The organism is Affinirhizobium lemnae, assembly GCF_022968395.1.
In the GTDB taxonomy this organism is placed as follows: Bacteria; Pseudomonadota; Alphaproteobacteria; order Rhizobiales; family Rhizobiaceae; genus Neorhizobium; species Neorhizobium lemnae.
The window spans coordinates 122,308-145,469 of the sequence record NZ_JALJQZ010000008.1; the positions used below are offsets into that span (position 1 = coordinate 122,308).

Sequence of the window (23,162 nt, forward strand, 5' to 3'; positions counted from 1 at the left end):
CTGAAATCCAGTCTCTGTGCACCATGAAGTAGCGGATTTTTCCGAACTGAAGATGGCGCTGTATGACCTCAAGCAATAATCTGTTAACCCTAACAGATCGTTAATCGCACTGTTGAAAGACGCTATGCTGCCGTATCAGTTCATCGAAAGACCGTCACCCTTCGTTGCCTCCGATCCAAAGGCCTTGACGGTCTATGCCGTCACGCCCGCCGAACTGGAAGCAGGTGTCCTCTCCAAGATTGACGAGACGTGGGCGCGCGCAGCCGGGTTCAAGGCTGAGGCGGGCAGTTTTCTTCTGCTCCAAGGGGATGGGGCGACACTGAAGGGAGCCGTCTTCGGTCTCGGCAAGAACCCTGAAGAGGCGCCGTTTGCCTGCGGCAAGCTGGCGCGGCTGCTTCCCGCAGGCCTTTGGCGATTGGAAGCCCCATCCCTCGATCCGCAGCAGGCGGCTCTGGGCTTCGGTCTCGGCGGCTACAGTTTCGATAGCTACAAGACGGGAAAGACGCCGGAAGCCTTCCTTGCCCTTGCCGAGAGCGTTGATCGGGCGGCGCTGGAACGAACCCTGCAAGCGGTGTTTCTGGCCCGGGATCTCGTGAATACGCCCACCAACGACATGGGGCCAGAGCGGCTTGGCGAAGTCTTCCATGCCATCGGCACGCATTACGGTGCGACCGTGAAGGCCGTCGTCGGCGATGATCTGTTGGCCCAGAACTTTCCGCTCATTCACACGGTTGGTCGGGCGAGTGCCGAGGCGCCGCGACTTTTGGAGATGCGGTGGGGACGAAAAGGCGCAAAGAAGGTTACGCTTGTCGGCAAGGGCGTCTGTTTCGATACAGGCGGCCTCGATATCAAGCCTGCGGCTTCGATGCTGCTGATGAAGAAGGATATGGGCGGCGCGGCAAATGTCCTGGCACTCGCCTGCATGATCATGGGTGCGGAGCTGGATCTCGATCTGCGTGTGCTTGTTCCCGCCGTGGAGAACTCGATCTCTGCCAATGCCTTCAGACCGGGGGATATCTACCGCAGCCGAAAGGGTATTTCGGTCCAGATCGACAACACCGATGCGGAAGGGCGATTGATTCTGGCGGATGCGCTCGCCTATGCCGATGAGGAAACTCCGGACCTGATGATCGACATGGCGACCCTGACCGGTGCCGCGCGCGTTGCGCTGGGGCCGGACCTGCCGCCATTCTTCACCGACAACGAGGCTCTTGCATCCGCCCTTGCATCGGCGTCGCTAAAGGAGTCCGATCCGGTCTGGCGGCTGCCGCTGTTCAAGGGATACGAAAAGGACATCCGCTCCCGCGCGGCAGACATCACCAACGCGCCTTCGGGCGGCATGGCCGGTGCCATTACGGCGGCCCTGTTTCTCAAGCGCTTCGTATCGAACGCCGAAAGCTGGGTGCATTTCGATATCTTTGCCTGGTCGCCGACCGAGAAGCCGCAGGGTCCGGTAGGCGGCGAGGCGCAGGCGATCCGCGCCCTGTTCCGGCATATTTCCGCCCTTGGCTGATGGGGTGCATCGCAGTTGCATCCCCCGTTGCATCACAGGCGGCCTTGAGCGAGAGTGCCGCCTGCAAAAGGGGAATCGGGAGACGGAATGCCCGCGGAGTTGACGGCAACCGAGGCGCTGGGCCTCTGGCACCGCGTCGTGCTGGAGCAGGTCCGGCAAGACGGCCAGGATCTTACGCTGCGGCAAATCTCCATTCTTCTCCACATCTATCTGGTTCCGCCGCCACACACGGTGCGGGCCCTGGCAGCGACCCTCGGGGTCACGAAGCCCGTCATCACGCGCGCTCTGGATAGTCTGGGCGCTCTTCAACTGGTCGAGCGTGAGCGAGATCCGGCAGATCGCCGCAACGTCATCATCAAGCGTACCTTGGCCGGTGCGCTCTATCTCGAAAAACTCGGCGACCTGATCCGCAAGGAAGCGCGCCGCAATGCTCCATGAGGTTCATCATGTCGTCACCCCTCGATCGCCGTCTTTTCGCCTTCCGGCCGGATCTTGCCGATCAACGGCTCGAAGGGCAGGTGATAGCAGAGCGCTATGTGGAAGGGGAGGCAGCAACTATCGGCATTCCTGTGGCCGACTTGCGCCCAGCGCCTGATCTGTCTCGCGGCATCGATACGCAGCTTTTGTTCGGCGAGCCCGTTCGCGTGTTCGACCGCAAGGACGGCTGGGCCTGGGTCCAGGCTGAGGAGGACGGTTATGTGGGATACCTGCCGGAAAGCGACCTCACGCCGCGGGCAGTTCCCACCCATTGGATCAGTGTTCCCCGAACCTTCGTCTATCCGGAAGCGGAACTGCGCAAAGTACCGCTCCATGCGCTGTCTCTTGGCAGCCGCGTAACCGTGACGGGCGAGGCGGAAACGCGCGGTACCCGCTATTTCCTGCTCGCGACCGGTGGTGCGATCATCGCTAAACATTGCGTTCCGATCGGCGAAGAGGCGCATGCCGATTACGTAGCGATTGCCGCAGAATTCCTGAATACGCCCTATCTCTGGGGTGGCCGCTCAGGCTTCGGGATTGATTGTTCCGGTCTCGTGCAACTCGCCATGATGATGGCCGGGATGAAAGCCCCGCGCGATTCCGACATGTTGGCGGCCTTTGGACGCGAGATCACTCAGGACGCGCTGAAGCGGGGGGATATGGTGTTCTGGAAGGGCCATGTCGGTATCATGGAAGATGAGGAAACGCTTCTTCATGCCAACGGCCATACCATGACGGTTGCGCGCGAGAACCTGAAGGCTGCCATAGAGCGGATCGGGTGGCTCTACGATCGGCCGACCGGCTTCCGGACACCCTTCTGAAACCTTCACGTGAAGGTCATCAACCGCGCTGTTGGTGTTTGTCCGGCGTCTTTCCTATATAAAGGACGACGACCGGAGTATCGACGATGACGCCGCGTAAACTTGCGATGACACTGCTGGCATTGGTGACCATTCTTCCTGCCGCTGCGGGGGCGGAACAGGGCAAGCCGCAACTTCGAAATCCGGTTCCGACCTTCAAGGATCTCCCCGGCGTCAAACCGCAGAAAAGCCTTGTGGAGACTTCGGACAGCGGTGATTGCCAGCCTGCGACGCTCTATCGTCGTTTTGATCGCCGCGATGTCTTTCCGGATTTTCCTGTTGCTGCCTGGCGATGCGAGAAGGACGGGGTGACCTACACCGGCACGCAACTGCCCAATCGGCCCTGGGTGCCCGGATTGAACCCTTACGACCTGCCGCATTGACATTAGAAACGACGGGATGATTTTCCGCGCCAAACCGTTGGGTTATTGGAAAAAAAGACAACAAAAAAGCCCGGCGAACCGGGCTTTTTTGACTTGTTCCAGGATCACATCGGATCAACTAAAACCGGAATTTGGTGCTAGAAGAGGACTCGACTTTCTCGCTTAAGATATTGGAATATCTATATTTAGATGACATGTATTATTCGAAGTGCCAACAAAGATACCAACAAATCGAAATCCCTCTTGCAGCCTCGACTTCAATCCGACCAATTTTCCGGCAATCCCCAACAAAGTTAATCTCGCTGCCGAATTGCTGCGTCGATCCTGCTGAATTCCTTATTTTCGATCATGAGGAACAGGCAAGTTCCACCAGAACGATCCGCCCAAAGCTCGCCGATGAGTCGCTTTTCTTTTGCGTCATCGCCGCTAGCTATGTGCGAACCCTTGTATTCTACCACCAAATAGCGCCCGTCGGATAGCAAGGCTACGAAGTCGGGATAAAACTTGTCGGTTGCAGTCTGAAGCCAGAATGAATTTGGTTGCTGCGAGGTGTTGCGCACCCACGCCTTAACCTCGGGCATGCGCTCCAGATAGACGGCGCATTCATGCTCTTCACCAGATGGCTCCAGATCTCCAATCACGCGAAACAGATGCTTCTTGAAATCGGTACGGCCCTTGTAGGGTTCGCGATAGGCATAGCGGCTTTCCTCGAAAACAAGCTCCACATCAGCGCTCGTCTTAAAATCCAATCCGCTCTGAGGAACGAGCGCCATCTGAAAGGCTTGCGCTTCGCGTCCATCACGGTGCTTGGCAATAACCTTCACCAGCGCCTCGACAAGCCGGAACTTTGCTCGCGCCAATGCTTCAAGCGACATGCCAGTTTGTGCGGAAATATGGTCCAGCGCCTTGGCAATAAACAGTGTGGATGAAACGCGGGTAATGTCGCGCCGCGCCGTGAACGGAAGCCGCCGATCCAGCCAGTTGACCAAAGCGTTCGTCGTCCATCCACGTTCTTGTAGATTGAGCATCAGCTGTTCGTGCAGATCGGTAACAAACTGCACATTCACATGGCCAGTCTGATCCACGTCAACATGCGCTTCGTCACGCGCCTGTTTAGGCGGAACGAAGAAATCCATGATTTGAGCCGGGTCGTCGTTTTCCAGTTTCCACGGAATATCGAGGAAATGACCGCGATCGAAAAGCTGCAAACCATGGGCGGTTTTGACTGTGAGACGCGGCACCGCAAAACGGACCGGTTCTTTGTCTACTTCCACTGACTTCAATCGAGCGCCACGTGACTTATGCACCAAGGCTTCGATCATGTTTGCGGCTGCATCGGGAAGAGCCAGAAGCAGGGCGGTTTTATCGTAGTCTGTCAAAGCGCCGCGCGCGCGAATAACCTGCTTTTCCGTATCAAACTCCACGCGGCCACCGGTGAGGGTGTGAACGTTCTTTTCGAATGCCTGATAATCCAGCTCAAACGGAACCGCTTCCTCATGAAGATAGGCGGCACCGCCAGGCTCCAGCCCTTGCAATGGTTCGGCAATGGCCCGCACCAGCGATTGCGCTTCTACGCGCTCAAATCCGTTATTCACCAACCCGTCGCGAAGCGTGTTTGCGGCGTTCTGAAAGCTTGTGGTGGTGGCAAAGGCGAAGGCCCGGTTCAGGTCTTCGTGGTGCTTGCGCTTGGCATGGGGAAGACGAAGAACGCGGCCTAACAACTGTTCCACCGCGCGCGCTGACTTCTGTTCGGCAACCGAACACAGCACATAGGCGAAAGAGCAATCCCAGCCCTCTTTCAGCGCCTGTTGGGTGATGATGAAGCGCACCTTGCAATCACGGTCGAACAGATCAACCCCATCAAGACCTTTGCTGTCTCCGGTTGCGATCACGATATGCTCTTCCGGCACGCGGAAATCTTCGATCAGAAGCTTCTTCACCTCTTCGGCATGAAGGGTCGGCTTATCTTTTGAGCGAGGTTCCGCCTGAACCAGCATCACGGGCCGCACGAACTCACGGGTGATGTTTTCTTCGGCGCGCGCCGTGGCTGCAAGTTCATCCAGCCAAGCCATGGCATCGCTGATCGTATCGCGTGGATCGACCCGACCACGAAGAATGACCGGTAGCTTGATCATCTCTTCGGCCTTCAGCTCTGCCGCCGAAACATGGTGCAGCAGGTTCGAGGCATAAATGCCCTTTTCGGGCTTGTGCTCTTCGGGCGTGACAGGCGTTGCCGTGAATTCCACGATCAGAGATGGCGAGAGACGGCCCAGTGTGTCGAAGGAAAGATCGGTTCGGGCATTATGGGCCTCATCCACAATAACCATAGGGCGGCGCATGCGCAGCACATTGGCAAGCGAGGGCAGGGGATCGCCGGAAGGACCGGCCTCCAAAATGGCGCGTTGCTCATGGCCGATACCGCTGAAATGGTCCATCAACTCGCCATTGGCCTCATAGACCTTGCGGCCTTCGGTCTTTTCCACGCGAAACGCTTGGATTGTTGCCACGATGACAACAGCACCGCCGTCATAATCGGCACGCTTGGCATAAAGCGCGTCTTGAATGGTCATCACGCGCACATTCTCGCCGAAGCGATCCGCCAGCGCCCGCCGGTTGGGGTGTGCACGGTCGGAAAGTGTTGCCAGCGTCTGTTCGCGGATCGTATCTGATGGCACCAGCCACAGCACTGCTGGATTGTCGCAACGAAGGAAGGCATCGGCGGCGATAGCAATGCTATGTGCGGCAAGAATGGTTTTACCCCCGCCGGTCGGCACACGTAGGCACACATAGGGCAGGCCGGGCAAGCCCGGCGGTGCCACGAATGGCCGTTTGGTGATTGCGTAGAAAGCCGTGTCCGCATCGTTCAGCTCCACCGTCTTTTCCAGAAAGCGGCGAAGGCTGGCGAGCGTCTTGAGCTGATAGTTCTTGAGTGAAAAGACCGGAAGGCTCATGGCTTTTCCTCCCGCTTGGACTTCAGGAGTTCGCGGGTCGAGCGGTCGAAATCGCTCACATAAATCCGATCCTGTTCGATCCTGTATTTTTCGAATTCGGCCAAAGCCTTGGCATCGGCATCCTTACGGCTCACCTTGCCGCTATTGGTTAGAACATCACGGTCGTTCAGCTCCAGAAAACCGTGCAGTTTGGTAATCCAGTCTGCCATGGCCATTGGTTTGCGCCGCGCGGCTTGTTCTTCCGCAAAGGACAGGTACTGATCCACAATGCGTTCCATGGAAAGCAATTCGTCTTCTGTGAGATAGTTCAGCGCCACCGTCGCATCTTCCGGTCGTGGGCTATCGCCCTTGAAGGAGGTCATGCCCATCATAGGCTTGCTGGCATCGGCGCGAGATTTGATCACTTCCGGTGCCGTCATGCCGTGAATGGCGAAATGAAACTTGTTCTGCACCGTCGCAAAGAACTGTTGCGTCATCGGGTTCTTGGGGTCGTAATCAATGCTGGTGGCGTAAATATCGGTGATCTTCTGATAGAAGCGTCGTTCCGACACGCGAATGGCCCGGACGCGCCGCACCAGTTCATCGAAATAATCATGCCGGGCCAGCTTCAGCCGCTCGTCATCCATGACGAAGCCCTTGATGATGTATTCCTTCAGGCGCTGCGTTGCCCAGCGGCGGAACTGCACGCCACGATGGGATTTTGCCCGGTAACCAACCGAAATGATGACGTCCAGATTGTAGTGAGCAACCTCGCGGGAAACCTCGCGATTGCCCTCCATTCGAACTATCCGGAATTTCCGGAGAGTTGCCGCTTCCTCACATTCACCCTCATCATAGATGTTGCCGATATGCTCGTTAATGGTGCGAACGTCCCGGTCGAAGAGTTCGGCCATCTGGGCCTGTGTCAGCCAGACAGTTTCATCCAGCAACCGCACCTCTATGCGCGTTTCTCCGGTTTCCGCTTGATACAACAGGATTTCGGACGAAGGTTCCCCCATCGCTTCAAATCCCCTCGATCTGATAGGGGATCTGCTTGAAGGTGACGCCAATGGCCGATAGCCGATCATCCGGCACCGTGCAGCCTTCCGCATAGACAATGCGCGCGCCGGTAAAATCAGGCGATGGCAGCGGAAGGCTTTCCAGAATTGTGCCGGTCAGCACATTGCCCGCCTGTTCGCGGGCAAGGCCCACAGCTTCCGCCGAATGCAGGAGATAGACCGCCCGGTTCTGGAAGGTGCCGATCAGGGCCGAAGACCCATCGGCGCGCTTGGGGATTGGCGAGCCGGTTTCACAGAAGAACACATGGGCTGCAAGATCGGGAAAGGTGACGGCAGGCGAAACATTGCCATCCGCATCGAACAGCGGTTCGCCAAGGGTGCAGAAGCGGAAGCCGGAATTCTCGGGCGCAAAACCTATTTGCATTTGCGAAGTATCAGTTTGACTTGACCCCGCGATCAGGCGTTTTGACGTCGCGGTGCGTATCACGGTCTCGTCGATCTCTGCCAAGATAAACTTACGATTACCATTATCCTCTCTATTGGCCTGGTAAACGCTCTGACCAGTTGTTCCACTTCCCGCGAATGAGTCCAGAACGATTGAGTCGGCATCCGTCGCGATCTGGAGTATTCTCTGGATCAGCCGACTTGGCTTAGGCGTGACGAATAAATCCTCGGATGCGCTAGCTCCTAGTAATTTACTAAGTTCTTGCTTGGAGTGCCGAGTGCTTCCAACATCTTTCCAATGCCAGTAAGTTTGGGGAACTACTCCGTCTTTTACTTCAGACAGAAACCTCTTGATGCCTGGCCTATTGGAGCCGCTGGTACCCCACCAAATTCTGTTGTCCCTGTCCAAGTCGTGAAATTTGCTCCTGCTAATGCGCCAAAAGCTGCCAGCTGGTGGCCCGGCTATGATCTTGCCAGAAGGTGTCTCAATTGAGTAACGTCCTTCAGAGTAAAAATTTCGCGCAGCAAGATCGCTCAATAACCAAGGGCCACGGGGATCATTATCAGGGTTCTTGTAGCGGGCTACCATTTCAGCGGTTCGAGGTAACGGATTGGGTCGCCAAATGTCTGCATCTTTGGCGTATAAAGCGATGTATTCATGATCCTCGCTCAAATGGATCGCACTATTTTTCGGGCTATCCATTTTATGCCAAACTATTGTAGCAACGAAATTTTTACGACCAAATATCTCGTCGCAGAGTGATCTTAGTGAATGGAATTCATTGTCATCAATCGAAATCCAGATTGATCCATCTTCGCTCAAAAACTCCTTCAGCAACCGCAAGCGCGGGTACATCATGCACAACCACTTGTCGTGACGGGACAGGTCTTCCGCTTCCTTGCCTACCACGCTGCCAAGCCAGGCGCGGATTTCCGGTGAGTTGACGTTGTCATTATAGACCCAGCTTTCATTGCCGGTGTTATAGGGCGGGTCGATATAGATGCACTTCACCTTGCCCGCGTAGTAGGGCAAGAGCGCTTTCAGCGCTTCCAGATTATCGCCTTGAACCAAGAGATTGCCTGCATCCGGGTCACCATGGCTCTTGTCCTTGTCGCAATGGATCAGCCTATAGGGAACCTCCCGATGATGGTTCACCACGGCCTTTTTGCCGATCCAGTCGAGTGTGGGCATGGGCAGTCCTGCAATCTATCATTGGTTCGCTGACATGCCTTGTACTCATCCGCTTTCACCCTGTCACGCCTTCTTGCGCTCCCGTTCCAAGATCGCGGCGATTGCGGACATTGCATCATCTGACATTGGCGTGTCTGCGCGCGGCTTCCACAGCGATATTAGAATTTCCGCCTGCCGATTGGTGGCCACCGTTCCATAGCTGGTAAAGGTTGTCAGCACCTGTTCATGGCCCAGGTTCTGGCTCCACGCTTTGAATTCTTCCGGTGTCCGGCAGCGCTGTTCACCAAGCAAAGCAACGGTATTGCGCAAGCTGTGGGGATTGGCATAGGCAAGCCCCGCTGCCTCGAAAGCAGTTTTGAAGATGCGGCGGATTGCGGATTGCGGAAGCGTTTTTCCAGTTATGCCGCGAAAGCCCTGAAGCACCGAAAAGGCCCGCATTGGTCAATTCAACCTTGGTTGCTGGAAACAGCGGATCATCCGGCCCAAACAAAAGTGTGCATTTCAGGTGATGCACCCATTCGCGAACCATCGCTTCCACCTCTTCGCCTACCGGAAAGAAGAAGGTGCTGAATGTCTTGCGGCCCTTGGTTCTCACCTCCCTTGCATCCTGAAGCACGCTGCGTGCGGCAAGATCGATATGCTTCATTCGAAACGAAGCAACCGCATCGTCACGCGCGCCGGTCAGTAGTGTAAATGCAATGATTGCCCGGTCGCGCTTCTCGATATCGCTGCTATGCGGCATGCATGAAAGCACATGCTTGACCTGTTCGACCGTTGGCACCTTCTGTTCACGTCGCGCGGTTGCTATGCGGCTGTCATTGGCGCTTGGGTTGAAGTAATCGGCATCGGCATAGGAAATTCGAGACTTGTAACCCGATTGTCCGGCCAGCCAGAAAACGAAAGCCTTCAGCGCCATCAAGTGTGAATGGATCGTTGCTTTCGAAAGCTCTTTCCCAGTCTTTATGTTGCGCTGTTTGATCAAGTGCGCCTTGAAGCCTTTGGCAAGCTCGATATGAAAGCTGGCAAAATCGCGATAGTTTGACCATTGCTCGAAAGCGGCGATCGATGCGGCAATCTGGTCAATACTGCTGGCGTCCATCCTTTTGGCTTCCTTCAGATAGTCAAAATAGCGACGCTTGATCCGCTCATTTTTCGGGTGGTGCTTTCTCATGTCTTTGCATCCTTGCTGAAGTGATCATTGCAACGGGGATTGCTCATCTCGCTAATTCGGTGCTCTGGATACTTTTCCCAATAGTCTTTGTTCGCGAAAACACGTTGATCAGGAAAAAGCCGATCGATAACAAATCCGATAGGGTCGGTTTCCCATTGCGGCAACTGAACGTACATGCTGCAAGTCCTCAATCTTGGCTTGCTGCACTATCGACGAAGATTTGATCTCAAACGAGTCGTGGGATTGCAGGCCGGGCTTTATCCCAAGGTTTCCCGTAAACGATGCGTTTCTTGTGCCCACCAGTCGGCCATTTTCACCCGCTCTTCCCAATAGAGTGCCCGGTGATAGGCTCTGCGCACCTCGTCTGCCCCCACATGCGCCAATTCCGCTTCAATCGCATCCGCTGACCATTTGCCGCTTTCATTTAGCAGCGATGAGGCGCTTGCTCGAAACCCATGGGACGTTGCTTCATCTTGCGAGAAGCCCATGCGGCGAAGAGCGCTGTTCATCGTGTTTTCACTCATGGTGCGCTTCGGGGAAGTAACGGCAGGAAATAGCAGCTTTCCTTGGTCAGTGAGCATGCGCAGTTCTTCTAGGATCGCTATGACGTGCGGGCTAAGCGGTTTGCGGTGCTCGCGGCGCATCTTCATGCGGGAGGCCGGTATCGTCCAAATTGCCTTTTCAAAATCTATCTCGCTCCATTCCGCTTGGCGAAGTTCTCCCGGCCTTGGATACAGGAGCGCCATCAATTGCAACGCAATGCGCGTTTCCGGCATGCCTTCATAGGCCCATATCGCGCGAAGCAGCCCGCCGAATGCCCTTTGGTTGGTAATCGCTGCGCGATGCGAGACAACCGGTGCCGTTAAAGCGCCCTTCAGGCCAAATGTCGGATCATTGTCGGTGCGCGCCGTCGATATGGCGTAACGGAAGATTTGGCCGATCGTAGATCGTACACGACGCGCCGTTTCGTAGTTTCCTTTGTCTTCAATCTTCCGTAGCGGGACAAGGATTTCGGCAGCGGTAATTTCAGAAATGGGTCTCGAGCCGATATCCGGCATTGCAAGACCCAGCAGCCACTCCTTCTTATTCCGGGTGGTTTCGGCTCTTCCCTCCTTCGCTATTTTTCTAAGGTACTCTTCCGCCACCACCTTAAAAGTTACGGCATTGCTGGTCTGTTTTGCGATCCGCTCCAGCTTTGCATGTTGCGCCGGATTTATGCCCTTAGCCAAAAGAGCTTTAACGCCATCCCGCTGACGTCGGGCGTCGGCAAGAGATACAGCCGGATATGCACCGAGTGCCAAGGTCTGCTGCTTTCCATCAAAGCGATAAGACAGACGCCACAGCTTGGAACCTTGCGCCGTCACCAGAACATGAAGACCGCCGCCATCGCTATGCTTTGTTGGTTTTCGGTGATGGTTTCAGCGCCTTCAGTGCCGTATCCGTCAGTGCCATGTTGGTACCTAGCGAAACTTGTGTTGGTAAGTGGCCCGGCCTTGTTGGCATGACAGGCCATGTACCAACGATGCTACCAACAAAACTTTCGGATGCAACGGGACGTCTCTGGACGTCGGGCAACGAAAAAGCCCGGCGAACCGGGCTTTTTGAGTTGTTCTAGGATCACATCGGATCAACTAAAACCGGAATTTGGTGCCCAGAAGAGGACTCGAACCTCCACACCCTTGCGAGTACCAGCACCTGAAGCTGGCGCGTCTACCAATTCCGCCATCTGGGCGACGAGGAGCGATGTACTGGTCTGAGCCGCCACTGTCAACGGCGTTTTTGAACTTTCTGTGCCTGATGCGAAATTAATTTGTGCGACGCACGGAGGCCGTCAAAAACGCCAGCAAAGGTCAACTGGCGGAGCCGCTATCCACATTGTTTTTATTCGTAGTTCGGTCAACGTGGCCGAGATCCCGTCCCGGTTCTATGTTGTTCCGAACACGCTGTTTAAGATCCTTCGGGCCTGGAAAACCGCCATCTTTGACGCGTTCCCAGATGAGGTCGTCATTGACCCGGATATCGAACACGCCGCCGGTTCCGGGGATCAGCGCCACCTCTGCGATGCTATCACTGAAAGTTTGGAGAAGTTCCTGCGCCATCCATGCAGATCTGAGCAACCAGTTGCATTGGGTGCAGTAGCGGATTGCGATTCGGGGTTTCTCATTCATTGTCTCGGCACAACCTCCCTGATGATGGTGAATATCTTATGCATCATAGACATGTTCGGCCATAGGAGGGGAAATCGCTCATGCTCAAGAAGAAGCTTGAAGGTCTCTCGACCAGTTAATAGAATTCGTAGGTACTCATAGACTGTGGAGGACGTAGCATGGCAAAGTTCGAACTGTACAAGGACAAGGCTGGCGAATTCCGTTTTCGCTACAAGGCAACCAATGGTGAGACCATGTTTGCCTCGGAAGGCTATAAGGCCAAGGCTTCCGCGATGAAGGCGATCGAGTCGATCCAGAAGAATGCAGCCGAGGCTTCAATCGACGATACGACCGTCGCAACGGCCTGAGACGGTCCTTCTCGGATTCGTCGGCTCTTCCCGTCGACTTGTGATTCTGGAATGGAACAAGTCGGTATCCCTTCTGTTTTGCTGTCTTGAAGCATACAGGAGGCACCCATGACCAATCATACGAAAACCTGTTTCGCAGCCCTCGCGGTCGCGGTCGCGTTGCCACTGTCTGCGATGGCGCAAGCGCAGACGACGGCGCCAATCACCCCTGAGCAAGGGCAGGCAACGAACCAGAACAATGCGCATGGCGGCATGGCTGATGCGCCCCGCAGCACTCACGCTACCACGGAAGGCCCTTTTATCACCGTACCGGGGTACGGTGCTTGGCGTGTCAGCGATCTTGAGGGAAAGTCGGTCTACACCACGGGTGGTGAAAGCATTGGCGAGATCAGCGATGTACTCGTCAGCCAGGATGGAAGCGTCAATGCAGTGATCGTCGGTGTCGGCGGTTTCCTCGGGATCAACCAGAAGGATGTAGCGGTCGATATGAGCGCATTACAGCTTGGCCCCGGCATGACGCAGGATCAGGCTAACAAGGCTGCTGACCAGACACCGGCCGTTTCTGGTGAAACAACTTCCTCCACCACCACCCCCGCAGCCCCTGCGACTGGCAACAGCCAGATGGCGGCCGACGCGAACTCCAAGGCTACACCCGATACAGCCAAGATTGGCGCGGATGGTCTTCCACAGAGGATAGTCCTGAACGTCACGCGCGAGCAGCTTGAACAGGCGTCTGCCTTTCAGGGCATGACACCGGCGCGGTAATCAAACGATAATGGCTAGAAATTGTGACCCCGTGGCTTCGGCCATGGGGTCCTTTCATGCTTAAAAGCCCTGAAACAGAAAATCGGTCGCCGCAGTAATATCGTCTGATCGATGAGACAAATCGATGAGGCGCTCACCCAGATCCTTTAGCGGAACGGCAGCAATGAACTGGGTCATCAGGACGTAAACGTCTCCGCCAATCTCAAAGCGCGGGTTAAGCCTCGGTATCAGTCGAGCAACATCTGCATGGTGAACGAGCGGTGCCATAACGCGCGTGTTTAAACCGTCGAAGATATTCGCCTGAAGATCAAGCGCCAGAGCACCGTCAGTTCCAAACTGATGAACCAAGAACCGAGCCATTAAAACAGCCGATATTTGGCCAGCGGCAGTCCATGCCTTTCAAGGTAATCGTTCGATGCGGCAATGGCCTCGGCATTTTCAATGCGCCAAAGCCGTTCCTTCTCAGCGCGAATTGCGCGCGCGATGCCGTCTTCGGTGGCGCGGGTGACATCAAGCTTAAGATCGTGCGCTTCTGCTAGAAGGCGACGATCGATCGGAATATCACCTTCTTTGCGCGCCGATTGCACCATAGGAAAACATCCCGTCCAGGTTCAGGAGAGGAGTATGTCGTAGAAAAGCGGCGATGAAAAGCCCGGTATTCAGATAACTGATGAAAGGAAGCCGAGGGCAGATAACCACCCCCGGCAAAACTGTCATCCCTTTGGTGGATGGGGATCATTGCCATAAGAGTTGCGCTCGCGAATGCGACCGTTTTCTCGGTGGATCAGCATTTCCGACTGCTGGTTTTGCGCGATGCCACGGGCAATGCCGATCGCTTCGCGCTGGGTTTCGACGACCTTAGTGGCCCGCTCGGAGCCTGCACCCTTGACCGCCCAGCCATTGGGATGCGGGACGACGTGTTGATTGCGTTTGGTCATTTCCAAAATCCTTTTCTCGCTCGTGAGGAGGAAGGCCGCCGCTTTCGCAGCGACCTCGCTTCGTCATGCTGTGCGTTTCTGAAGAGCCGCGTCACGGCTGCCGATGAACTTCCGTTCCTTGAGAACTTCGTTCACACGGCCCGGATTGACATCGAAACTGGCCGCAATCCGGTTCTGAAACTCGCCGGTCCAATGGCGAAGCCAGATCTGGACGGCGTCATCGAAGGTGAGCGCGTAGCTCGGCATATTGTCGTTGGTCATCATGACCTCCTTTTACGACATAATGCCCTCTTGAAACGGAGACTGGGAAATGCGATTCTGAATAAGCAAACGGTTCAGATATCGGCACTCCCAGTTACTCCGTCCAACGGATTTGGGCTTGTCCGCTGACACCACGGGTCACATCTCAGGTCGGGGTACCAGCCTTCCTGTTTTGTGGCCCTTTTTGTTACAGCCAACCGCGACGGTGCTCAGGGGTGCGATTGGCTATTGGTATTATGTTTTTCATCCTGATTTCCCTCATCCCCAGACATCTTTGAATTCATCCGCACTCGGGTCAAACGCGGATTGCACTGGTAGTTCTCGATCTTTGAACCACCAATGGGAGGCGCCATTCATGCGAATGGACTGGAACTGCCCTGACTTTGAAAGAGACGAAGATAGGTTAACCGCCGGGTCGTTTCCGGAAACGGTAACGCCAAAAGACCCAATTCGTGCGAGTATGTCAGCTGTTGTAAGCGGCCCATGTTGCTCCAGCAGCTTCGCAGCTGCTTCTGGCTGCGTCAGAGATCTCGGTATAGATAGCGTAGCGGAGCTTCTCAAGTGGTTGGCATCTGCCTTCGATGTACCTTCAATCTCCGCAATGACTTTGTCCAAAGCAATTAGTGCAATGAAATCCGGATTTGACTGGAGTTTGCGGCGAATGCTGTCCCTGACGCCCTTAATCGCAGATAGTGTCTCAACAGAATCGGTCATGGCCATCTCCTTTGAATGCATAATGCATCCGTCGACCGTATTGTGTCAATCCATGCTTTTCTTATGTAAAGTTAGTTTGCATAAGAACAAATGGGGAATTGCAGGCGAGGTGGCGCAATGCATAACGAAAAAGGCCCCCCAAACATGGTGATTGGGAGGCCTTCGCTTAGGCGATGTCTGGATTGTCTTTACTCGTCATTCATCTTCAAGGCCGCGATGAAGGCTTCCTGCGGGATTTCCACCTTGCCGAAATGACGCATGCGCTTCTTGCCTTCCTTCTGCTTTTCCAGAAGTTTTCGCTTGCGGGTGGCATCGCCACCGTAGCACTTGGCCGTTACGTCCTTGCGCAGGGCGCGAACCGTTTCGCGGGCAATAACCTTGCCGCCCAATGCGGCCTGGATCGGGATCTGGAACATGTGCGGCGGAATGAGTTCCTTCAGCTTCTCGCACATGCCGCGACCGCGACGATCCGCTGCCGAGCGGTGAACCAGCATGGAGAGCGCGTCGACCGGATCGCCGTTGACGAGGATCGACATCTTGACGAGATCGCCCGCACGATAATCGGTGATCTGGTAGTCGAACGAGGCATAGCCCTTCGAGATCGACTTCAGGCGATCGTAGAAATCGAACACGACTTCGTTCAAAGGCAGCTCATAGGTTACCATGGCGCGCGTGCCGACATAGGTCAGTTCGGTCTGGATGCCGCGGCGATCCTGGCAGAGCTTCAAAACGGAACCGAGATATTCGTCCGGCGTCAGAATTGTTGCCTTGATCCAGGGTTCGCGGATCTCGTCGATCTTGACCACATCCGGCATATCCGCCGGGTTATGCAGTTCCTTCTCGGAACCGTCCGTCAGCGTCATCTGGTAGACGACCGAAGGCGCGGTTGCGACGAGATCGAGGTTGAACTCGCGCTCCAGGCGCTCCTGAATGATTTCGAGGTGAAGCAGACCCAGGAAGCCGCAACGGAAGCCGAAGCCGAGAGCGGCAGAGCTTTCCATTTCAAAAGAGAAGGATGCGTCGTTCAGGCGCAGCTTGCCCATGGCAGCGCGCAGGTCTTCGAAGTCCGCGGCATCGACCGGGAAGAGACCGCAGAACACCACCGGCTGAGCAGGTTTGAAGCCCGGCAGCGCCTTTTCGGTCGGGCGCTTGTCGTCGGTAATGGTATCGCCAACGCGCGTATCGGCCACTTCCTTGATGGAGGCGGTGATGAAACCGATCTCGCCGGGGCCGAGGCTATCCACATTGACCATCTTCGGGGTCAGAACGCCCACGCGCTCGACGCCGTATTTTGCGCCGGTGCCCATCATGCGGATCTGCTGGCCCTTGGTCAGCACGCCATCGATGATGCGCACGAGGACCATGACGCCGAGATAGGTATCGTACCAGCTGTCGACCAGCAGCGCCTTCAGGGGAGCCTTCTCGCCGCCTTCGCTCTTTGGCGCTGGCAGCTTGTTGACGATGGCCTCCAGGACATCGGGAATGCCAAGGCCGGTCTTGGCGGAAATCAGAACTGCATCGGATGCGTCGATGCCGATGACTTCCTCGATCTGGTCCTTGATGCGATCCGGCTCGGCGGCTGGCAGGTCGATCTTGTTGAGAACGGTCACCAGTTCATGATTGTTGTCAATCGCCTGATAGACGTTGGCGAGAGTCTGGGCTTCCACGCCCTGGGAGGCGTCGACGACCAGAAGCGAACCTTCGCAGGCCGATAGCGAACGGGAGACTTCGTAGGCGAAGTCCACGTGGCCGGGCGTGTCGATCAGGTTGAGGACATAGGTTTCGCCATTGTTCGCCTTGTAGTGAAGGCGGACAGTCTGCGCCTTGATCGTGATGCCGCGCTCACGCTCGATATCCATGGAATCAAGCACCTGTTCCGACATCTCACGTTCGGCAAGGCCGCCCGTGGATTGAATCAGGCGGTCGGCCAGCGTCGATTTGCCATGGTCGATATGGGCGACGATGGAAAAATTGCGGATATGGTCAAGGGGCGTGCGATCGGTGCTCATGGCTGGCGCATATAGCAGCGAGCCGTATCATCGCAAAGCGGGAAATTGATTCAAAAGCCAGAAAACAAGGCGTTTTTACTGACCAGCTTACGAGAACTGCTCGGCCCAGTCGCGCCGCGTCGCCACCTGACCTTCCGTCCTGAGCCGCGCAACCTGCGTCAGATCGATCTGCGTGATGAGCCAGTGGCTTTCCTCAACATCGTCGCTTTGGCTTTCGGCAAAGATTCCAGAGGGCGGCATGCCATAATCTGATGGAACATAGAGCGCGGCCCGTCCCTTGTTTTCATCGAGCGCCGGAGACCACGGCGCATTGCCCGCGGTAGGGGCTGATAGCACGGCATACTGACTTTCCAGCGCACGCGCCTGCGCACCGATGCGAACACGAAAGCTTCCGGCCAGCGTATCCGTGCAGGAGGGGGCAAGGACAAGCTCAACGCCGAGTTCCGCCAGCCTTCGACCAAGCATGGGAAATTCATTGTCGTAGCAGATCAGGATGCCGACGCGACCAAGTGGTGTATCGAAAGCTCTCAGACCTTCAAGGCTCCTTGCAATATTCCATTTCTCGCGCTCGAAGCGTGTCATGATCTGCTTGTCCTGATGGCCGAGCAAGCCTTCAGGGCCGAAGAGCGGGGCGCGATTGCGATATTGTCCATCCGCATCAAGAACCGGCATGGTTCCCGGTTGGAAGACAATCCGATGCTTGCGGGCCAGATCTTCACACAGCTGCATCCAGTCTGGAACGTGGGTCTGGATGCCCGCAATCGACTGATGCAGATCGCAGCGTTCGGCTTCGGGCAGCAGGCCGGTCAGCACAAGACCGGCATATTCCGGCAATAGAAGCAGTTGCGCACCTTGCGAGACAGCCTCTTCGACAAGCGCGCTGAGATGGGCGACGTAGGCATCCCAGCTTTCGATGAGATCGATCTTATACTGGCAGGCGGCAAGCGTGATGGTCATGCGGGCATACTCTTGATCCAGAAGGAGAGGGGCTTCGGGCTTTCTCGGTCTTCGTCCAGATCGCGCCATGAGAATGTCGTGCGAAGCTCCGGGTGATGCGTATAGCCGCGCTTCTGCCAGAAGCTGTTCAGCGGCACGTAATCCTGCGGTCGGCGCGGGTGATCTGCCGGACGTTCCACCGCACAGAAGGTGCAATGCGAGAGCCCAAGCGTTCTGGCCTGTCTTTCTCGTCCTTCGAAGAAGGCAAGGCCGATGCCCTGTCCGCGATAGGTGGGCAGCAGTACGCTTTCGCCGAAATAGAGGAAATCGCGCGGATCACGACCGCTCGCGAGAAATGGCGCCTTCACCTCATCGGTCTCTGTCGCCATCGGTGTTGCGGTCGCCGCACCAACGACAGCATCATCATCGAAAGCAAGCACAAAAACGGAGCCTTCAGAGCGGGCATAGGTCGCAAGATAGGCCTGCTCATAAGTCGCGTCACCGTCATAGAGATAGGGAAATTCGCGAAAGACAGTGATGCGCAACCGGGCGAGGTCGTCAAAGAAGGGGGTGGCGTCGCTGCCGGAAAAGGATTTGACGATGAGAGCCATAGACTATGTTCTGTTCCTGATCGGCGCGTTATAGCCTTGCGCCAAGATCATTTGAAGCTGCCAGAAAAAGGGAAATTCCGCATGAGCGCCAGCGACATCATCCGCGCCTATTACGATGCCTTCAACGCGCAGGATATGGACGCCTTCCTGAGCCTTCTGACAGATGACGTGGTGCACGACATCAACCAGGATGAGCGGCAGGAAGGAAAGGCGGCCTTTGCGACTTTCATGGAGCACATGAACCGCTGCTACAAGGAAACGCTGACGGACATGATGATCATGGCGAGCGAAGCAGGAACCCGTGCGGCAGCAGAATTCATAGTGAATGGGCAGTACCTTGCAACCGATGAAGGGCTGCCGGAGGCCAATGGTCAAACGTACACATTGCCCGCGGGAGCCTTCTTCGAACTTCGCGACGGTAAAGTGTCCCGCGTCACCAACTACTACAATCTCAACGACTGGATCGCGCAGGTCGCAAAATAAAAATTCGCATATAAGGCCTCTTTATTCTATTATAGTGGAATTGTAGCGTTGCTCCATGAGTGACGCACAGCAACAATTCGCAGAAGCCACGGGAAGCCGACTGAAAATCCTGCGGCAACGTGAAGGCCTGACGCTGGACGAACTGGCAAAAGCGTCCGGCGTCAGCCGAGCCATGATCTCACGCATCGAACGAGGGGAGGTCAGCCCCACCGCCTCGCTTCTGGCGCGGCTATGCGAATCGCTTGGTTTGAGCCTGTCTCATTTCTTTGCGCCGGATGGTCCGGCGTCTGACCCTTTTGTCCGTCACGACGATCAAAGACTATGGCGCGACCCGGTCACCGGCTACCTGCGACGTTCGGTTTCTCCACCGGGAACCGCATCGGCTGTCGATATCGTCGAGGTCGAGTTTCCGGCCGGCGCGCGGGTGTCGTTCCCGCCACGCGAGGAAAGCCGAGAGATGACCCAGCATGTGTGGCTGTTCGAGGGGCGGTTGAACATGGTGCTGCCGGACCAGACCTATGAAATGCAGCCCGGCGATTGCCTCTACATGCATATCGGCGACGCCTTCGAATTTCACAACCCTTCCGACAAACCCGCTCGTTACGCTGTCATTCTGGACTGCGGAAGGCGCTGACAAAGGTATTCGATATGACGACAATTCATGTACTGGCGGCTGAAGACCTGACGCCTCGTATCGATGATCTCTGTGAGGTGCTTGCCGATTGCGTCAACGGTGGCGCGTCGCTCGGCTTCATGCAGCCTTTTGCGCCTGAAGATGCGCGTTCCTATTGGCTGGATGTGCAAAAGTCTGTCGCGGCTGGACATGCCGTGATCGCGGTGGCGGAGCATGAGGGAAGGGTCGTCGGGACGGTTCAGGTCGGGCTTGCTCAGAAGCCCAACCAGCCGCATCGCGGCGACCTCATGAAGCTTCTCGTCCATCGGTCGGCCCGCGGGCTTGGCCTTTCCCGCAAACTGATGGAGACGGTCGAGAAGGAGGCTGCGCGCCTTGGCCGCACGATTCTCGTTCTCGATACGGCAACTGGCAGTGAAGCGGAGGCGATCTACCCCCGCTTCGGCTGGCAACGTGTTGGCGTCATTCCCGATTACGCGCTCTGGCCGCAAGGCGGCTTTTGCGATTCGACCTTCTTCTACAAGCGCATCGCCTAGTTCATTGCTTTTTCGAACGCGTCGACAATCAATTTCGTTGCATCCATGTGAACCTCGGCGCGCTCGCGCAAGCCCTTGCCATCGCAAATCGGATCAACGTCACCGGCTTCGGAGAGGAAATCCTGCGCCCCCGCCTTGCACACCGGCAGGAAGCTGAAGTGGTTGGCGCCGGCAATCTGATGATAGGCCGCGCCCGGCATCTGGGCGACGATTCTCGCCGCATCCACCGCTGCGGGTAACGTATCACCGCTGCCCAGATTGATGATGGTTGCCTTGGCCTTGATCTGTTTCAGGCTCTCCGGCTTGAAGGCCTGCGCTAGACCGGGATCGACAATGACGGCGGAGGTTATGCGTGGATCATGATTCGATTGCTCGAACCGCTTGTCGAACTCGCGCAGTTTGACGACCGGCGAGGCAACGCGCTTGCCATCGACGAAACCGAAGCCGCCCGCAAACCACTGGCAATCCATCATCATGCTATAGCGATCGCAGTAGTCGGCATAGGCATTGAGATCGGCCCGCGCGCCAATGATTTCCAGCGCCGTGCTGCCGCCAAGGGAGAAGCCAAGCACGCCGATCTTCGACGCCTGGACGGACGGTGCCCATTTCGCATCGCCGGTCATCCAGGTGATGATGTTGGAGAGATCCTGGGTTCGCTCCCAGATACGGGGTGTGGCGATGGGCGTGGAATCACCGCTGGTCGTGCCGGGGTGATCCGGTCCGGCTACGATAAAGCCTTTTTCAGCCAGACGTGCGGCAATCCATGTCATGCCTTGGGCGCGGGAGCCGGAACCGTGTGACAGCAGGATGAGTGGGTATTTGCCGGGATTGATGGCAGCATCCGGCTTTGCGGGCGCGCCGGTGAAGATGCGGTTGTCGCCGACCAGGGTCTCCGGCGCCCTGGCATCCGACGGATACCAGACATCGACGGACAAAGGCTTGCCGCGCTGGGGTGAGGGTATGGAGATGGTGGTCCAGCCGATGCTGGTTTCGGCTGAGGCTACGAACGGGACGATGCTGCCGGCAATAAGTGCGGCAAGCGAGAGAAGATGTTTCATGGTGGAGCCTTTCGGTTTCGAGACGAACCGAAATTCCCGATCTGCCTGATCATACGCGACCTTGAACCTGTTCGAGGTCGTCCAAGATCACGTTCTTGTCCCTCGTGAGAATGTCGGAACATCTCGCAACGGCGATCGTTTTTCCCTCGCAACCCATCGAACAATGGAGACGAAAATGTCGAAAAGCGATGTGAAAGCAATGCAGGAACGCGCAAAGGCGCAGGTCGCCAATACAAGTGCCGGTGGGCATTTGGGCGGAACCTACTACGGACAGGAGCCGGATGGCAAAACCGTCACGACCAAGCTCCACTCAGGCGGCAAGGCACGCCCGAATGACGGATCCAACTGATCCTTGATCGAATTCCTCTCAGAAGAACGCGGCGACGCCTCGCCGCGTTCTTTTTCATGTGAAGATTACAGCGTGCCCTTGCGCTGCTGCATCATCATGAATGTATCAAAGCTGTAGTCTGCGATCTGCATCCAGAGATAGCCATCCTTTTTGAAGGCCTGCTGGCTGTCGTAGATCTTCTTGAAGTTCTCGTTCTTTGCCGAGATTTCCGCATAGGTTTCCTGTGCGGCCTTGTAGCAGACGTCCATGATGTCCTGGCTGAAGGGCTTCAGGATGGCGCCCTGAGCCACCAGTTCGCGCAGTGCCTTGGCGTTCAGCGCGTCGTACCGCTCCAGCATCAGTGCGTTCACGCGTGCGCAAGCGTCCGTCAGAATACGCTGATAGCTCTTCGGCAGCGCATTGAACTTCTCGCGGTTGAAGAAGGCATGAACCGTCGGGCCGCCTTCCCAGAAGGCCGGATAGTAGTAGTACTTCGCAACCTTATAGAAGCCGAGCTTGTGATCGTCATAAGGACCGACGAATTCCGTCGCGTCGATCGTGCCCTTTTCCAGAGCGGCATAGACATCGCCACCAGCAATCTGCTGTGGGGTGACGCCGACCTTTGTCAGAACCTGACCGGCCAGGCCTGCGATGCGCATCTTCAGACCCTTCAGGTCGTCGACGGTCTTGATTTCCTTGCGGAACCAGCCGCCCATCTGCGCGCCCGTATTGCCAGCAGGAAGGGCATAGAGGTTATGACCGGCCAGAAACTGGTTGAGCAGGTCGTTGCCGCCACCCACCGTGAACCATGAATTCGTCAGCCGCGCATTGAGGCCGAAGGGAATGGCGGTGCCCAGCGCAAATGTCGGGTCCTTGCCGACGTAGTAATAGGCGCAGGTATGCGCCATCTCGACCGTTCCGGAAGAAACTGCATCGGCTGCCTGAAGCGGAGGGACGATTTCACCCGCCGCATAGGTCTGGATCTTGAACTTCCCGCCTGTTGCTTCGGAAACGCTTTTGGCAATTTCCGTCGCGCTTTCAAACAGAACGTCCAGGCTCTTCGGGAAGGAGGACGTCAGGCGCCAGGTGATTTCCGGATTTTCCTGTGCGATTGCCGGGGCTGCCAGGGCGGTTGCGGCGGCGGCGCCAATGCCGGCAGTACCAGCTTGGCGAAAGAATGCTCTGCGGTTCATGAAATCAATGCCTTCACATCAGTAGTGCAGGTGAGTCTCGCTCACATCGGCCTCTGCTAAAACATTTTGTTGCTGATGTCGCAAGTTGGAAATGACAGAAGTTACGCGTGTACCGTGCGCTCGCGATGGTTCCTTTCGCTCCCTCTGCAGGCAATGGTCGTAATGCCGCAGACCATACGTCGCACCGCAGCATCT

General features: G+C 56.3%; 26 protein-coding genes and 1 tRNA gene. 10 read left to right on the forward strand and 17 right to left on the reverse strand.

Annotated elements, in window-relative coordinates; translation table 11 throughout:
- Window positions 1-124: 124 nt before the first annotated feature.
- The 4 genes from MUU53_RS07520 to MUU53_RS07535 all read left to right on the forward strand — a co-directional run bounded on the left by MUU53_RS07520 (window position 125) and on the right by MUU53_RS07535 (window position 3,233).
- Window positions 125-1,513 carry a leucyl aminopeptidase family protein gene (locus tag MUU53_RS07520; protein ID WP_247260350.1) on the forward strand — a complete coding sequence of 463 codons (1,389 nt, stop codon included), beginning with the start codon at window positions 125-127 and terminating at the stop codon, window positions 1,511-1,513.
- Window positions 1,514-1,600: 87 nt separating this feature from the next.
- Entirely contained in the window at window positions 1,601-1,951 is a 351-nt protein-coding gene (locus tag MUU53_RS07525; protein ID WP_137134886.1) for a MarR family winged helix-turn-helix transcriptional regulator, read from the forward strand.
- An 8-nt stretch (window positions 1,952-1,959) separates the two neighbouring features.
- Window positions 1,960-2,811, forward strand: a complete 852-nt coding sequence (locus MUU53_RS07530) for a C40 family peptidase (protein ID WP_247260351.1) — start codon at window positions 1,960-1,962, stop codon at window positions 2,809-2,811.
- An 86-nt stretch (window positions 2,812-2,897) separates the two neighbouring features.
- A complete protein-coding gene (locus MUU53_RS07535; RefSeq protein WP_247260352.1) occupies window positions 2,898-3,233 on the forward strand; it encodes a hypothetical protein in 336 nt (111 codons plus the stop codon).
- Window positions 3,234-3,526: 293 nt separating this feature from the next.
- On the opposite strand, the gene MUU53_RS07540 is transcribed toward MUU53_RS07535, so the two are convergent.
- The 7 genes from MUU53_RS07540 to MUU53_RS07570 form a co-directional block, all read right to left on the reverse strand.
- Window positions 3,527-6,184 (reverse strand): DEAD/DEAH box helicase, encoded by a 2,658-nt coding sequence (locus MUU53_RS07540; RefSeq protein ID WP_247260353.1) that lies wholly within the window; start codon window positions 6,182-6,184, stop codon window positions 3,527-3,529.
- Window positions 6,181-7,182, reverse strand: coding sequence for a virulence RhuM family protein (locus MUU53_RS07545; RefSeq protein ID WP_247260354.1), 1,002 nt, complete (start codon window positions 7,180-7,182; stop codon window positions 6,181-6,183). Before MUU53_RS07545 ends, MUU53_RS07540 begins: the two co-directional genes overlap by 4 nt.
- A gap of 4 nt (window positions 7,183-7,186) precedes the next feature.
- The gene (locus tag MUU53_RS07550) at window positions 7,187-8,818 is read right to left on the reverse strand and encodes a site-specific DNA-methyltransferase (RefSeq protein WP_247260355.1); all 1,632 of its coding nucleotides are present in this window, start codon (window positions 8,816-8,818) and stop codon (window positions 7,187-7,189) included.
- Between the two features lie 280 nt (window positions 8,819-9,098).
- Complete coding sequence (locus MUU53_RS07555; RefSeq protein ID WP_247260356.1) at window positions 9,099-9,989, reverse strand: site-specific integrase; 891 nt, start codon at window positions 9,987-9,989, stop codon at window positions 9,099-9,101.
- 257 nt (window positions 9,990-10,246) lie between these two features.
- Window positions 10,247-11,353: a tyrosine-type recombinase/integrase gene (locus tag MUU53_RS07560; protein WP_343229104.1), complete on the reverse strand. Its 1,107-nt coding sequence runs from the start codon at window positions 11,351-11,353 to the stop codon at window positions 10,247-10,249.
- Between the two features lie 281 nt (window positions 11,354-11,634).
- A tRNA-Leu gene (locus tag MUU53_RS07565) sits at window positions 11,635-11,721 on the reverse strand.
- Between the two features lie 118 nt (window positions 11,722-11,839).
- A complete protein-coding gene (locus tag MUU53_RS07570; RefSeq protein WP_247260357.1) occupies window positions 11,840-12,157 on the reverse strand; it encodes an Rdx family protein in 318 nt (105 codons plus the stop codon).
- A gap of 158 nt (window positions 12,158-12,315) precedes the next feature.
- On the opposite strand from MUU53_RS07570, the gene MUU53_RS07575 reads away from it, so the two are divergent.
- Both MUU53_RS07575 and MUU53_RS07580 read left to right on the forward strand, forming a co-directional pair.
- The gene (locus tag MUU53_RS07575; protein ID WP_062555080.1) at window positions 12,316-12,504 is read left to right on the forward strand and encodes a YegP family protein; all 189 of its coding nucleotides are present in this window, start codon (window positions 12,316-12,318) and stop codon (window positions 12,502-12,504) included.
- Window positions 12,505-12,612: 108 nt separating this feature from the next.
- Window positions 12,613-13,269 carry a PRC-barrel domain-containing protein gene (locus MUU53_RS07580; protein ID WP_247260358.1) on the forward strand — a complete coding sequence of 219 codons (657 nt, stop codon included), beginning with the start codon at window positions 12,613-12,615 and terminating at the stop codon, window positions 13,267-13,269.
- A 60-nt stretch (window positions 13,270-13,329) separates the two neighbouring features.
- On the opposite strand, the gene MUU53_RS07585 is transcribed toward MUU53_RS07580, so the two are convergent.
- The 8 genes from MUU53_RS07585 to MUU53_RS07620 all read right to left on the reverse strand — a co-directional run bounded on the left by MUU53_RS07585 (window position 13,330) and on the right by MUU53_RS07620 (window position 18,738).
- Window positions 13,330-13,629, reverse strand: a complete 300-nt coding sequence (locus tag MUU53_RS07585; protein WP_247260359.1) for a CcdB family protein — start codon at window positions 13,627-13,629, stop codon at window positions 13,330-13,332.
- Window positions 13,629-13,859: a type II toxin-antitoxin system CcdA family antitoxin gene (locus MUU53_RS07590; RefSeq protein WP_247260360.1), complete on the reverse strand. Its 231-nt coding sequence runs from the start codon at window positions 13,857-13,859 to the stop codon at window positions 13,629-13,631. The genes MUU53_RS07585 and MUU53_RS07590 overlap by 1 nt, the downstream gene beginning before the upstream one ends.
- Window positions 13,860-13,982: 123 nt before the next feature.
- Window positions 13,983-14,207 (reverse strand): DUF2188 domain-containing protein, encoded by a 225-nt coding sequence (locus MUU53_RS07595; RefSeq protein ID WP_247260361.1) that lies wholly within the window; start codon window positions 14,205-14,207, stop codon window positions 13,983-13,985.
- A 63-nt stretch (window positions 14,208-14,270) separates the two neighbouring features.
- Window positions 14,271-14,468, reverse strand: a complete 198-nt coding sequence (locus MUU53_RS07600) for a hypothetical protein (RefSeq protein ID WP_247260362.1) — start codon at window positions 14,466-14,468, stop codon at window positions 14,271-14,273.
- A 258-nt stretch (window positions 14,469-14,726) separates the two neighbouring features.
- Complete coding sequence (locus tag MUU53_RS07605; protein ID WP_247260363.1) at window positions 14,727-15,182, reverse strand: hypothetical protein; 456 nt, start codon at window positions 15,180-15,182, stop codon at window positions 14,727-14,729.
- A gap of 188 nt (window positions 15,183-15,370) precedes the next feature.
- On the reverse strand, window positions 15,371-17,191 hold the full coding sequence (gene lepA, locus MUU53_RS07610) for a translation elongation factor 4 (protein ID WP_247260364.1): 1,821 nt from the start codon (window positions 17,189-17,191) through the stop codon (window positions 15,371-15,373).
- Between the two features lie 87 nt (window positions 17,192-17,278).
- A complete protein-coding gene (locus tag MUU53_RS07615; RefSeq protein WP_247260365.1) occupies window positions 17,279-18,148 on the reverse strand; it encodes a carbon-nitrogen hydrolase family protein in 870 nt (289 codons plus the stop codon).
- A complete protein-coding gene (locus tag MUU53_RS07620) occupies window positions 18,145-18,738 on the reverse strand; it encodes a GNAT family N-acetyltransferase (RefSeq protein WP_247260366.1) in 594 nt (197 codons plus the stop codon). The genes MUU53_RS07615 and MUU53_RS07620 overlap by 4 nt, the downstream gene beginning before the upstream one ends.
- 81 nt (window positions 18,739-18,819) lie before the next feature.
- Between MUU53_RS07620 and MUU53_RS07625 the strand changes: the two genes are divergently transcribed.
- Genes MUU53_RS07625 through MUU53_RS07635 form a run of 3 tightly spaced genes read left to right on the forward strand, consistent with a single transcriptional unit; the run spans window position 18,820 to window position 20,388 of the window.
- A complete protein-coding gene (locus MUU53_RS07625) occupies window positions 18,820-19,221 on the forward strand; it encodes a ketosteroid isomerase-related protein (protein ID WP_247260367.1) in 402 nt (133 codons plus the stop codon).
- 55 nt (window positions 19,222-19,276) lie between these two features.
- Complete coding sequence (locus tag MUU53_RS07630) at window positions 19,277-19,855, forward strand: helix-turn-helix domain-containing protein (protein ID WP_247260368.1); 579 nt, start codon at window positions 19,277-19,279, stop codon at window positions 19,853-19,855.
- Between the two features lie 14 nt (window positions 19,856-19,869).
- A complete protein-coding gene (locus MUU53_RS07635; protein ID WP_247260369.1) occupies window positions 19,870-20,388 on the forward strand; it encodes a GNAT family N-acetyltransferase in 519 nt (172 codons plus the stop codon).
- Here the strand turns inward: MUU53_RS07635 and MUU53_RS07640 are convergent.
- The gene (locus MUU53_RS07640; protein WP_247260370.1) at window positions 20,385-21,446 is read right to left on the reverse strand and encodes an alpha/beta hydrolase family protein; all 1,062 of its coding nucleotides are present in this window, start codon (window positions 21,444-21,446) and stop codon (window positions 20,385-20,387) included. The genes MUU53_RS07635 and MUU53_RS07640 overlap by 4 nt on opposite strands.
- A 175-nt stretch (window positions 21,447-21,621) precedes the next feature.
- Here MUU53_RS07640 and MUU53_RS07645 point away from each other — a divergent pair, with 175 nt between their 5' ends.
- Window positions 21,622-21,795 (forward strand): hypothetical protein, encoded by a 174-nt coding sequence (locus MUU53_RS07645; protein ID WP_247260371.1) that lies wholly within the window; start codon window positions 21,622-21,624, stop codon window positions 21,793-21,795.
- A gap of 65 nt (window positions 21,796-21,860) precedes the next feature.
- Here the strand turns inward: MUU53_RS07645 and MUU53_RS07650 are convergent, their stop codons facing one another.
- Window positions 21,861-22,967, reverse strand: a complete 1,107-nt coding sequence (locus MUU53_RS07650; RefSeq protein WP_247260372.1) for a TRAP transporter substrate-binding protein — start codon at window positions 22,965-22,967, stop codon at window positions 21,861-21,863.
- Window positions 22,968-23,162: the final 195 nt, after the last annotated feature.

Excerpts from the sequence above, each read along its gene's own strand:
- MUU53_RS07520 (WP_247260350.1), top strand. The coding sequence starts at position 125 with ATGCTGCCGTATCAGTTCATCGAAAGACCGTCACCCTTCGTTGCCTCC.
- MUU53_RS07525 (WP_137134886.1), top strand. The coding sequence starts at position 1,601 with ATGCCCGCGGAGTTGACGGCAACCGAGGCGCTGGGCCTCTGGCACCGC.
- MUU53_RS07530 (WP_247260351.1), top strand. The coding sequence starts at position 1,960 with ATGTCGTCACCCCTCGATCGCCGTCTTTTCGCCTTCCGGCCGGATCTT.
- MUU53_RS07535 (WP_247260352.1), top strand. The coding sequence starts at position 2,898 with ATGACGCCGCGTAAACTTGCGATGACACTGCTGGCATTGGTGACCATT.
- MUU53_RS07540 (WP_247260353.1), bottom strand. The coding sequence starts at position 6,184 with ATGAGCCTTCCGGTCTTTTCACTCAAGAACTATCAGCTCAAGACGCTC.
- MUU53_RS07545 (WP_247260354.1), bottom strand. The coding sequence starts at position 7,182 with ATGGGGGAACCTTCGTCCGAAATCCTGTTGTATCAAGCGGAAACCGGA.
- MUU53_RS07550 (WP_247260355.1), bottom strand. The coding sequence starts at position 8,818 with ATGCCCACACTCGACTGGATCGGCAAAAAGGCCGTGGTGAACCATCAT.
- MUU53_RS07555 (WP_247260356.1), bottom strand. The coding sequence starts at position 9,989 with ATGAGAAAGCACCACCCGAAAAATGAGCGGATCAAGCGTCGCTATTTT.
- MUU53_RS07570 (WP_247260357.1), bottom strand. The coding sequence starts at position 12,157 with ATGAATGAGAAACCCCGAATCGCAATCCGCTACTGCACCCAATGCAAC.
- MUU53_RS07575 (WP_062555080.1), top strand. The coding sequence starts at position 12,316 with ATGGCAAAGTTCGAACTGTACAAGGACAAGGCTGGCGAATTCCGTTTT.
- MUU53_RS07580 (WP_247260358.1), top strand. The coding sequence starts at position 12,613 with ATGACCAATCATACGAAAACCTGTTTCGCAGCCCTCGCGGTCGCGGTC.
- MUU53_RS07585 (WP_247260359.1), bottom strand. The coding sequence starts at position 13,629 with ATGGCTCGGTTCTTGGTTCATCAGTTTGGAACTGACGGTGCTCTGGCG.
- MUU53_RS07590 (WP_247260360.1), bottom strand. The coding sequence starts at position 13,859 with ATGGTGCAATCGGCGCGCAAAGAAGGTGATATTCCGATCGATCGTCGC.
- MUU53_RS07595 (WP_247260361.1), bottom strand. The coding sequence starts at position 14,207 with ATGACCAAACGCAATCAACACGTCGTCCCGCATCCCAATGGCTGGGCG.
- MUU53_RS07600 (WP_247260362.1), bottom strand. The coding sequence starts at position 14,468 with ATGACCAACGACAATATGCCGAGCTACGCGCTCACCTTCGATGACGCC.
- MUU53_RS07605 (WP_247260363.1), bottom strand. The coding sequence starts at position 15,182 with ATGACCGATTCTGTTGAGACACTATCTGCGATTAAGGGCGTCAGGGAC.
- lepA (WP_247260364.1), bottom strand. The coding sequence starts at position 17,191 with ATGAGCACCGATCGCACGCCCCTTGACCATATCCGCAATTTTTCCATC.
- MUU53_RS07615 (WP_247260365.1), bottom strand. The coding sequence starts at position 18,148 with ATGACCATCACGCTTGCCGCCTGCCAGTATAAGATCGATCTCATCGAA.
- MUU53_RS07620 (WP_247260366.1), bottom strand. The coding sequence starts at position 18,738 with ATGGCTCTCATCGTCAAATCCTTTTCCGGCAGCGACGCCACCCCCTTC.
- MUU53_RS07625 (WP_247260367.1), top strand. The coding sequence starts at position 18,820 with ATGAGCGCCAGCGACATCATCCGCGCCTATTACGATGCCTTCAACGCG.
- MUU53_RS07630 (WP_247260368.1), top strand. The coding sequence starts at position 19,277 with ATGAGTGACGCACAGCAACAATTCGCAGAAGCCACGGGAAGCCGACTG.
- MUU53_RS07635 (WP_247260369.1), top strand. The coding sequence starts at position 19,870 with ATGACGACAATTCATGTACTGGCGGCTGAAGACCTGACGCCTCGTATC.
- MUU53_RS07640 (WP_247260370.1), bottom strand. The coding sequence starts at position 21,446 with ATGAAACATCTTCTCTCGCTTGCCGCACTTATTGCCGGCAGCATCGTC.
- MUU53_RS07645 (WP_247260371.1), top strand. The coding sequence starts at position 21,622 with ATGTCGAAAAGCGATGTGAAAGCAATGCAGGAACGCGCAAAGGCGCAG.
- MUU53_RS07650 (WP_247260372.1), bottom strand. The coding sequence starts at position 22,967 with ATGAACCGCAGAGCATTCTTTCGCCAAGCTGGTACTGCCGGCATTGGC.